Genomic DNA, 9,034 nt, shown 5'->3' on the forward strand with positions numbered 1-9,034 from the left:
CGCCCTCGCCTTCTCGGACGCCAGCGCCAAGCGCCGGCTCGAGGCCATCCTCCATCCGCTGATCACCGCCGAGGCACTCACCCAGGCCGATGCCGCCGGTCAGACCCACGCGCATCCGGTCAGGCCCAGCCCAGCCAGCCCAGCACCGTGGCCTGACCCGCGAACAGCACGACCAGACCGCCCCCGGCGAGGAAGGGGCCGAACGGCACATAGCGGCCCTCACGCAGCCCGGCGTTCATTTTCATGACGATGCCGACGACCGCACCGATGGCCGAGGCGCCGAGCACGATGGGCAGGATCATCTGCCAGCCCAGCCAGGCGCCGAGGGCTGCGAGCAGCTTGAAGTCCCCGTAGCCCATGCCCTCCTTGCCAGTGGCCAGCTTGAACAGCCAGTAGACCGACCACAGCGACAGATAGCCTGCCAGCGCGCCGATCAGTGCCTTGTCCAGCGGGATCGTCCAGCCCATCAACGCTGCAGCCAGGCCCGCCCAGAGCAGGGGCTGGTTGATGGCGTCAGGCAGCAGCGTTGTGTCCCAGTCGATCATCGCCAGCGCGATCAGCGCGGCGACGAAGCCGCACCACAGCAACGTCGTCGGCTGGGCGCCGAAGCGCCAGGACAGGGCAGCAAACGCCAGGCCCGTGGCGAGTTCGACGAGCGGATATCGTTTGGAGATCGGTGCCTTGCAGGCGGCGCACTTGCCACCGAGACGCAGCCAGCCGATGACGGGCAGGTTCTCGTGCCAGCGCAACTGGTGGCCGCAATGGGGGCAGCGCGACCGCGGCCTGGAGAGGCCGAAGGGGGGCAGGGCTTCGATCTTCGTGCCGTAGGCGTCGACCGACTTGGCGAGCTTGTCCGCCTCCTCCGCCGGCACGCCGGCGACGCGCGCCATGGCGGCGGCATCAGTCAACTGCGCAGCGGATTCGTGCAGCCACTGTCGCTCCAGCATCAGCGGGATGCGATGGACGACGACGTTGAGGAAACTGCCGATGCACAGACCGAGGATGCCGAGAACCCAGGGCGACAGCCAGACGCTGTAGTCCACCGGCATCAGACCACCTGGCCCAGCTTGAAGATGGGCAGGTACATCGACACGACGATGCCGCCGATGATGCCACCCAGGATGACGATGATGAAGGGCTCCATCAGGCTGGACAGGGCCTTGACCGCCTCGTCCACCTCGTCCTCGTAGAACTCGGCGGCCTTGCCCAGCATGTGGTCCAGCGAACCCGATTCCTCGCCGATGGAGGACATCTGCAGCACCATGGTCGGGAAGATGCCCGTCGTCTGCATCGAGGTCGTCAGCGCGGCACCGGTCGACACGTCGCGCTGGATCTGTTCCGTCGCTTCGGCGAACACGGCATTGCCGGAGGCGCCACCCACGGAGTCCAGCGCTTCCACGAGGGGCACGCCGGCGGCGAACATGGTCGACAGCGTCCGTGTCCAGCGCGCGACGGCCGACTTGTACATCAGGTCGCCGAACACCGGCACCTTCAGCAGCAGCCGGTCCATGCGCTTTTGCATCTTCTCGGACCGCTTCCAGCTCTGGAGGAAGAAGTACACGCCGCCGCCGATGGCGCCGAAGATTGCCCACCAGTAGCTGACGAAGAACTTGGACAGCGCGATGATGAACAGCGTCGGCGCGGGCAGGTCAGCGCCGAAGGACTTGAACACGTCCTCGAAGGCCGGCACGACGAAGATCATGATGACCGCCACGACGATGAAGGCGACGACCATGACGGCGATCGGGTACGTCAGTGCCGACTTGATCTTGTTCTTGATCGCGACGGTCTTCTCCTGGTAGACCGCGAGTCGGTCCAGCAAGGCCTCCAGGATGCCGCCCGACTCGCCGGCTTCGACGAGGTTGCAGTACAACGCATCGAAGTACATCGGGTGCTTGCGGAAGGCCGAGGACAGGCTGGTGCCGGTTTCGACGTCCTGGCGAATGTCGTTCAGCAGCCGGGTGAGGCGCGGGTTGGTCGCGCCGCGCGCGACGATGTCGAAGGCCTGCAGCAGCGGCACGCCGGCGCGCATCATGGTCGCCAGTTGACGCGTGAAGACGGCGATGTCTTTCTGCTTGATCGAGGAGCCACCGCTCGTGCGGCGCTTCTTGACCTTGTTGACGAGGATGCCCTGCCGGCGCAGCGTGGCGCTGACCATGGCCTCGCCGCCCGCGCGCAGCTCACCCTTGACGATCTTGCCGTTGCGGTCCTTGCCTTCCCATTCGTAGACAAAGTCCTTGATGCCTTTTGCTGCAGCGGTGGCGGTGGCCATGCGCTCTCCTCGATGGGTTATTCGTTGGTGGCGGACAGCACTTCTTCCAGCGTCGTGACGCCGCCGCGCACCTTCACCAGGCCAGACTGGCGCAGGTCGCGCACGCCTTCCTTCTTGGCCTGCTCGGCGATGTCCATCGCCGTCCCCTCGGCCAGGATGATGCGCTGGATCGGTTCGGTGATGGGCATCACCTGGTAAAGGCCGAGGCGGCCGCGGTAACCATTCGTGCAGTTGTTGCAGCCCACGGCACGGTAGGGCTTCCAGCTGCCGTCGAAGTCCTCTTCGACGAAGCCGGCCTTGAGCAAGGCCTCACGCGGGTAGTCAGCCGGCTGTTTGCAGTTCTCGCACAGCCGCCGCACCAGGCGCTGCGCCGTGATCAACAGCACGCTCGACGCGATGTTGAAGGGTGCCACGCCCATGTTCAGCAGCCGGGTCAGCGTCTTGGGTGCATCGTTGGTGTGCAGCGTCGACATCACCATGTGGCCGGTCTGCGCGGCCTTGATCGCGATGTCGGCCGTTTCCAGGTCACGGATTTCGCCGACCATGATGATGTCGGGATCCTGGCGCAGGAAGGACTTCAGTGCGGCCGAGAAGTTCAGGCCTGCCTTGTCATTGACGTTGACCTGATTGATGCCGGGCAGGTTGATTTCGGCGGGATCCTCGACGGTCGAGATATTGACGCCGGGCTGGTTCAGGATGTTCAGGCAGGTGTAGAGCGACACCGTCTTGCCGGAGCCGGTCGGGCCGGTCACCAGCACCATGCCGTAGGGCCGGTAGATGGCCGCGAGCAGCCGATCCTTCTCGATCTTCTCGTAGCCCAGCGCATCGATGCCCAGCTTGGCGGACGACGAGTCCAGGATACGGATGACGATCTTCTCGCCGAACAGCGTGGGCAGCGTGCTGACGCGGAAGTCGATGGACTTGGCGCCGAACTTCAGCTTCATGCGCCCGTCTTGCGGCACGCGGCGTTCTGCGATGTCCAGGCGCGAGATCACCTTGATGCGAGAGGACAGCTTGTCCTTGATCGCGATGGGCGGCTGCGTGATCTCGCGCAGCTCGCCATCGACGCGAAAGCGCACGCGGTAGTGGAACTCGTACGGCTCGAAGTGCAGGTCGGACGCACGCAGGTTGATCGCGTCGACCAGCATCTTCTGCAAGAAGCGCACGACGGGTGCGTCCTCCACGTCGGCCAGCTCGGTCGACTCCTGCTGGGGCGCCGTCTCCTCTTCGGCGATGTCGAAGTCGAAGTCGCCGCCGGCCATGGACTCCAGCGTTTCGGCTGCGCTGGCACCGGTGCTGGCTAGCAGCTTGGCCAGCTTGTCGTGCTCGACGATGACCCATTCGGGCTGTAGCTGGGTGGCAAACTTGATGCGCTCGATGACTTCGAGATCGGTCGGGTCCGCGCCGCCCACCAGAAGGCGATTGCCGCGCCTCGAAAGTGCGACGACCTGGTATTGCTGTGTCAGCTTCGCGTCGAGGACGTTCTGCGGCATGCGCTGCGGGTCCATCGCCGACAGGTCCAGCAGCGGCAGCGCGAGCGCGCTGGACATTGTGTGCGCCAGATCGGCCGGCGAAACCTGACCGCTCGCGATCACCGCGTTGACGAAGCTGGTCTTCTTCTCGCGCGCCTGCTTGACGAGGTCCTCGGCGACCTTGGCCTGGAGCTTGCCGGCGTGCACCAGCATGCGCGCGACCCCCGACAGGGCGGACTGGAGCGGCTCGGCTAGCGTGGTTTCCACAGGCAGTGACGTCGGTGACGGAAGGGGCGAAGTCTGTCGATTGTGCCAGTCATGGGCCGGCCAAGAGGGGGGCTGACCTGCCCTGTGTACCGTGAAGTTTGTCGCGGGTTGGCGGTCTCCAGTCGTGCCGGGTGGCGCAGCCCGGATTCGCAGCTTCGCGGGGGATGCTGTGGCCCGTCCGCGCGCCGGGCATGGCTCTTCCGGCCGATGCCGCCGCGATGGTGGCTGACTAACCTGCCGGGTCCCCCGTGCTGGCGTGATGGAGCGCCGCGCACCACTTCTCCACCACACCACCCATGCCCACTTCCCACCCCCGCTTCACCGGCCGGTTGCGCCATGCCCTGGCCTTGTTCGCTCTGGCCTTGCTGGCCGGCCATGGCGCCGCGGCAGCAGCACCCAAACCGCGTTTCAGCATCTCGCTGGACCGCAGCCACGCCATGGCCCAGCCCGGCCGTCAGGCGACCCTGACCGTTGGGGTGCTGCGCGAGCCGGGTTTCAACGAAGGCATACAGATCCTCGTCGAGGGACTGTCCCGCGGCGCCACGGCGATGGCGTTGCGCGTCGAGGCGGGCAGCAACAGTGGCACGCTGACGCTGCAGGCCGCCGCCGATGCGCCGCACTCGCTGCCTACGGATGTGGTCGTCAAGGGCAAGGGCGGTGGAGCGACAAGCGTGGCGCTACCGTTGACGTTCACGCTACGCGGCGCCGCCGGCGATGTCGACACCAGCTTTGGGGCCGCCCGCCCGCTGGCGCCTGGTGGCATAACTGACGACTATGTGCGCGGCGTTGCCGTGCAGGCCGATGGCAAGGTCGTCGTGGCCGGCTTCGGCGTCTTCAGCGCCGCCACGGGCACCGACTTCATGCTTGTGCGTCACCTGCGCGACGGCGGCCTGGACACCCGCTTCGGCAAGGGCGGCAAGGTCAGCACCGCCTTTGGCAATGGCGGCCGCAGCGACGAGGCCCAGGCCGTGGCGGTGCAGCCTGACGGCAAGATCCTCGTCGCCGGCAGCAGCGACCAGGGTGCTACCGGCTATGACTTCGCGCTCGCTCGTTATCTACCCGACGGCTCGCTGGATGCCGGATTTGGCCGCGAGGGCCGCGTGACGACTTCCTTCGGCAACGGCGCCGACAAGGCCTACGCGTTGTTGCTGCAGCCCGACGGCCGGATCGTGCTGGCCGGGGACAGCCATCAAGGGGCCAACGGCAGCGATTTCGCGCTGGCCCGATACAACGGCGACGGCAGCCTCGACGCCAGTTTCGGCAACGGCGGGAAGGTGTTGACCGCCATCGGCAGCGACAGCTCCCGCGAGACCGCCTACGCGCTGGCTCTGCAGACTTTTGGGGGCGTCTCGCGCATCGTCGCGGTCGGCGGCGAGGGTGACTTCATCGCCGCGGCCTACCGCACAGACGGCACGCTGGACCGCGGTTTTGGCAAGGCGGGCATCGTGCGTGGCGTGTTCGGCAGCGTCACCGGCGCGGCGCGCGGCGTTGTCGTCACCGACGACAACGAGCTCGTCCTGGCTGGTCACCGCGACCACGACTTCGCCGCCGTGCGCCTGCTGGCCGACGGCCGGCTGGACCCGGACTTCGGCACGGCCGGTCGGGCGGTCGTCGCTGTCAGCGCCAGCAACTGGGACGAGGCCACCGCCTTGGTGCGGCAAGTCGACGGCCGGCTGCTGCTGGGTGGCTGGGTGTACACCGGCAACAGCTCCAGCGCTGACACCGTGCTGCTGCGCCTGAACGCCGATGGCAGTCGCGACGAGGCCTTCGGCCCGGGAGGCCTGCGCATCCTGCCCGTGGCCGCCGGCAATCGCACCGACGCTGGCCGAGCGCTGGCTCTGCAACCCGACGAGCGCGTACCCGCGGTGCGCGTGCTGCAAGCCGGCGAGGCCAGCGGCAGCAGCGACCTCGACATCCTGTTGATGCGCCACTGGCTCTGACGCCAGCCCGGTCCCGTACTTCCTAGAATCCGTCCACCTTCCGCCACCGCGCATGGACACGCCAACGACGCCCGCCTCGCCCAGCAAATACCGCGTCCCGCGCGCACGGCGGGACGCGGTGGCCCGCCCCGCGCTGCTTGCGCGCACGCTGGCCCAGGCGGCGCAGGCCCGGCTGGTGCTGGTGAAGGCGCCGGCCGGCTTTGGCAAGACGACGCTGCTCATGCAGCTCTGTGCGGCCCTGGCCGCGGCACCTGGCGGCGAGGTCGTCTGGGTGTCGCTGGACGCCGAGGACAACGACACCAACCGCCTGTTTGCCGCGCTGGTCGGCGCGCTGGCACCGCTGGATCTGCCCTGGGCGGTGCCGCCCGACACCGTGCTGGCCCAGTTGCAGGACGCGAGTCCCGCCGCGCGCACCGCCCTGGGGCCGCTGATCGACGCCCTGGGCGCGCGTCCCACGGCTCGCATCGCCCTCGTGCTGGACGACCTCCACCACGTGACGGATGCCGCTGCGCTGCAGCTGCTGGATGTGCTCATCTCCCGCGCGCCGCCGGAGCTGTGCGTTTTCATCGGCAGCCGCGTGACGCCGCCGTTGTCGCTGGCACGCTGGCGGGTCGGCGGTGAGCTGGTCGAGCTGGGCTTCGAGGACCTGCAATTCGACCTCGATGCAGCCCAGACACTGTGCCAGCTGCGCGGGCTGGAGAGCATGTCCGACGATGCGTTGCGCGCTGCGCTGGCCCGCACCCATGGCTGGGCCGCCGGCCTGCAGCTGATGCTGGGCAGTGCGCGCGGCGCCCGCGGCGATGGCAGTGCTCCGCCGCTGCTGATCGGACCCGCCGCCCACCGCCACCTGTTCGATTACTTCGCCCAGGAGGTACTGGCCGGACTGCCGCCGCCGCTCCAGGACTTCGTGCTGCACAGCAGCGTGCTGCCAGAACTCAGCCCGCCGCTGTGCCAGGCCGTCACCGGGCGCCCTGACGCGACCGCCGTACTGGACGGGCTCTACGGCCGCCAGCTCTTCATCACCGCGCTGGATGAGACCGTGCCGGTGTTGCGCTTTCACGACCTGTTCCGCGACTTCCTGCGGGGCGAGCTGGATCGCCGCCAGCCCGGCCTGGCCGCCGAACTGCATGCCCGTGCTGCTGCGGCCGAGGCGCGCGCCGAACGCGCCGTGCCGCACTGGCTGGCCGCCGAGCGCTGGCCCGAGGCGCTGGCCGGCCTGCGCCGCGTCGCGGACGCTTTGCTGGCCGTCGGCGGCACTCAGCGCCTGGAGCGCTGGCTGGACCAGTTGCCGCCGGACTGGCGCGAGCAGCATGCCGAAGTGGCCCTGCTGCGGGGCCTGTGCGCCTGGTCGCGCTGGGACTGGCTGCGCGCCCGTGACGAGTTCCAGCGCAGCCATGATGCCTTCGAGCGCGACGATCGCAGCCACGACCGCTTCCTTGCGCTCGGCATGCTGGGCGCCTGCCATAACGCGATGGGCGACATGCAGCGCTGCCAGGAGGCCTTGCAGGCCGCCGCCAGCGCCAGGCTGCCCCCGGCGCTGCAGGTGGCCTTCGACTCACTGGGTTCCTGGAATGGCCTGGCTCGGGGTGACACTGCCACGCTGTTGCGCTCGCTCGATGCGATGGCCGACAACGCCGCCCTTGCGCCAGAAACGCGCTACCCCAACATCGTGGACATGGGCTACGGCCATTTCGTCGGCGTGCCCGGCGCGCGCCCAGTGATGGAGCGGCTGCAGCGGCTGTGTCGCGCCCGCGCGCCCAGTCCTGGCCAGGGCGAGGCTGAAGTCCAAGTGCCCGCGCTCGGCGCCTGGCTTGCGTTCTGGCATGCGGAGCCCGCGCAGGCCGCAGAGGCGCTGCAGGCGTTGTTGCAGTTGCAGCGCCACCTACCGGGCGCCGTGATGCTCACCATCGGTGCCCAGCACCTGAACGGCCTGCATCTGGCCGTGCTGGGCCGCACCGCCGAGGCGCTCGCCGCGCTGGACCAGGTGCAGGACACCATGACTGCCGGGCACAGCAGCGGTTGGCGGCGCACGTATCTGCACGTGCAGGCCCGCATCTACTGGCGGGCCGGTGACATCGACGGCCTCGCCTCGCTGCTGCCCGAGCTGGCTGCGCCGCGCACCGCCCGGGAGTGGCCGGTGCTCGACACCGGCGCCGCTCTCGTGCAGGGCCTGCATGCGCTGCTGCGCGACGACCTCGCCGCCGCGCGTGAGCACCTGGAGCTCGCGGTGGAGCGACAGCGACGGGCCAGCCTGCTGGCCTTCCTCGGCGACGCCCGACTCAGCCTGGCCGCGTGTTGCGTGGCCCAGGGTGAGCTGGATGTCGCGGCCGCCTGGCTGGACGACGCGCTGGCCGACGCCGCCCGCGACGAGGGCTGGGGCGTACTGCTGCTGGAGCCGCCCGACCGACTGCGGGCGCTGTGGCAGGCCACCGAGGGCCGGCTGCAGTTGCCAGCCGCCAGCCTGGCCGCGCTGCGCCAGCGACTGGCTGCCTGGCAGCAGGGCGCAGATGTGCCGACCCGGCCCGCGCCGGCGGATGGCTTGCTGTCCGAGCGCGAATGCGAGGTGCTGGCGTTGCTCGCCGAGGGCCAGAGCAACAAGCTCATCGCGCGCGCGCTCGATCTCAGTCTGCACACCGTGAAGCGGCATGTCGCCAACATCCTGACCAAGCTCGCAGTAGACAGCCGCACCCAGGCCGCAGCCTACTGGCACCGTCGCTGACCATCCGGCCATGGCCCGCTGCGGGTCGCGCGATGGCTCCACCGAGCGATGTCGACCGGGCCGCCGATTCCGAAGATGCCGCTTGACGCCACCTGCTGGCACCGACCGAACTTCCTGGAGTCACGATGTTCCCGCTTCGCCGTTTCGCGCCGCTGCGCGCTACCCTGCTCGTCCCCGCCGGTTGCGAGCGCGGCTGGTTGCTTGGGCGACCGCAATGAGCGCGACGGCGCACTCCGGGCGACCCGTCATCGCCGTCTTCGGTGCCACGGGCGCTCAGGGTGGCGGCCTGGTCCGCGCGCTGCTGCGCGACCCCTGGCGGCGCTTCGCGGTGCGGGCGCTGACGCGTCAGCCTGCGGCCCGCGCC

At 69.0% G+C, this 9,034-nt stretch carries 6 protein-coding genes; 3 read left to right on the plus strand and 3 right to left on the minus strand.

The window, feature by feature from the left end; all coding sequences use genetic code 11:
• Nucleotides 1-119: 119 nt before the first annotated feature.
• From VGF12_RS12550 to pilB, 3 genes are read right to left on the minus strand one after another with little or no spacing between them, the layout of a single operon-like run.
• Nucleotides 120-1,049 carry an A24 family peptidase gene (locus VGF12_RS12550; protein ID WP_331176375.1) on the minus strand — a complete coding sequence of 310 codons (930 nt, stop codon included), beginning with the start codon at nucleotides 1,047-1,049 and terminating at the stop codon, nucleotides 120-122.
• Complete coding sequence (locus tag VGF12_RS12555) at nucleotides 1,049-2,272, minus strand: type II secretion system F family protein (protein WP_331176376.1); 1,224 nt, start codon at nucleotides 2,270-2,272, stop codon at nucleotides 1,049-1,051. The genes VGF12_RS12550 and VGF12_RS12555 overlap by 1 nt, the downstream gene beginning before the upstream one ends.
• Nucleotides 2,273-2,289: 17 nt before the next feature.
• Nucleotides 2,290-3,957 (minus strand): type IV-A pilus assembly ATPase PilB, encoded by a 1,668-nt coding sequence (pilB, locus tag VGF12_RS12560; RefSeq protein ID WP_331176379.1) that lies wholly within the window; start codon nucleotides 3,955-3,957, stop codon nucleotides 2,290-2,292.
• Nucleotides 3,958-4,307: 350 nt separating this feature from the next.
• On the opposite strand from pilB, the gene VGF12_RS12565 reads away from it, so the two are divergent.
• The 3 genes from VGF12_RS12565 to VGF12_RS12575 all read left to right on the plus strand — a co-directional run.
• Nucleotides 4,308-5,951, plus strand: coding sequence for a hypothetical protein (locus VGF12_RS12565; RefSeq protein ID WP_331176377.1), 1,644 nt, complete (start codon nucleotides 4,308-4,310; stop codon nucleotides 5,949-5,951).
• Between the two features lie 52 nt (nucleotides 5,952-6,003).
• On the plus strand, nucleotides 6,004-8,670 hold the full coding sequence (locus VGF12_RS12570; RefSeq protein ID WP_331176378.1) for a LuxR C-terminal-related transcriptional regulator: 2,667 nt from the start codon (nucleotides 6,004-6,006) through the stop codon (nucleotides 8,668-8,670).
• 214 nt (nucleotides 8,671-8,884) lie between these two features.
• Nucleotides 8,885-9,034, plus strand: a 150-nt coding sequence (locus VGF12_RS12575) for an NmrA family NAD(P)-binding protein (protein WP_331176380.1), incomplete at its 3' end; no start/stop codon positions are given.

It is taken from the genome of Roseateles sp., from assembly GCF_036404855.1.
GTDB lineage: Bacteria > Pseudomonadota > Gammaproteobacteria > Burkholderiales > Burkholderiaceae_C > Pelomonas.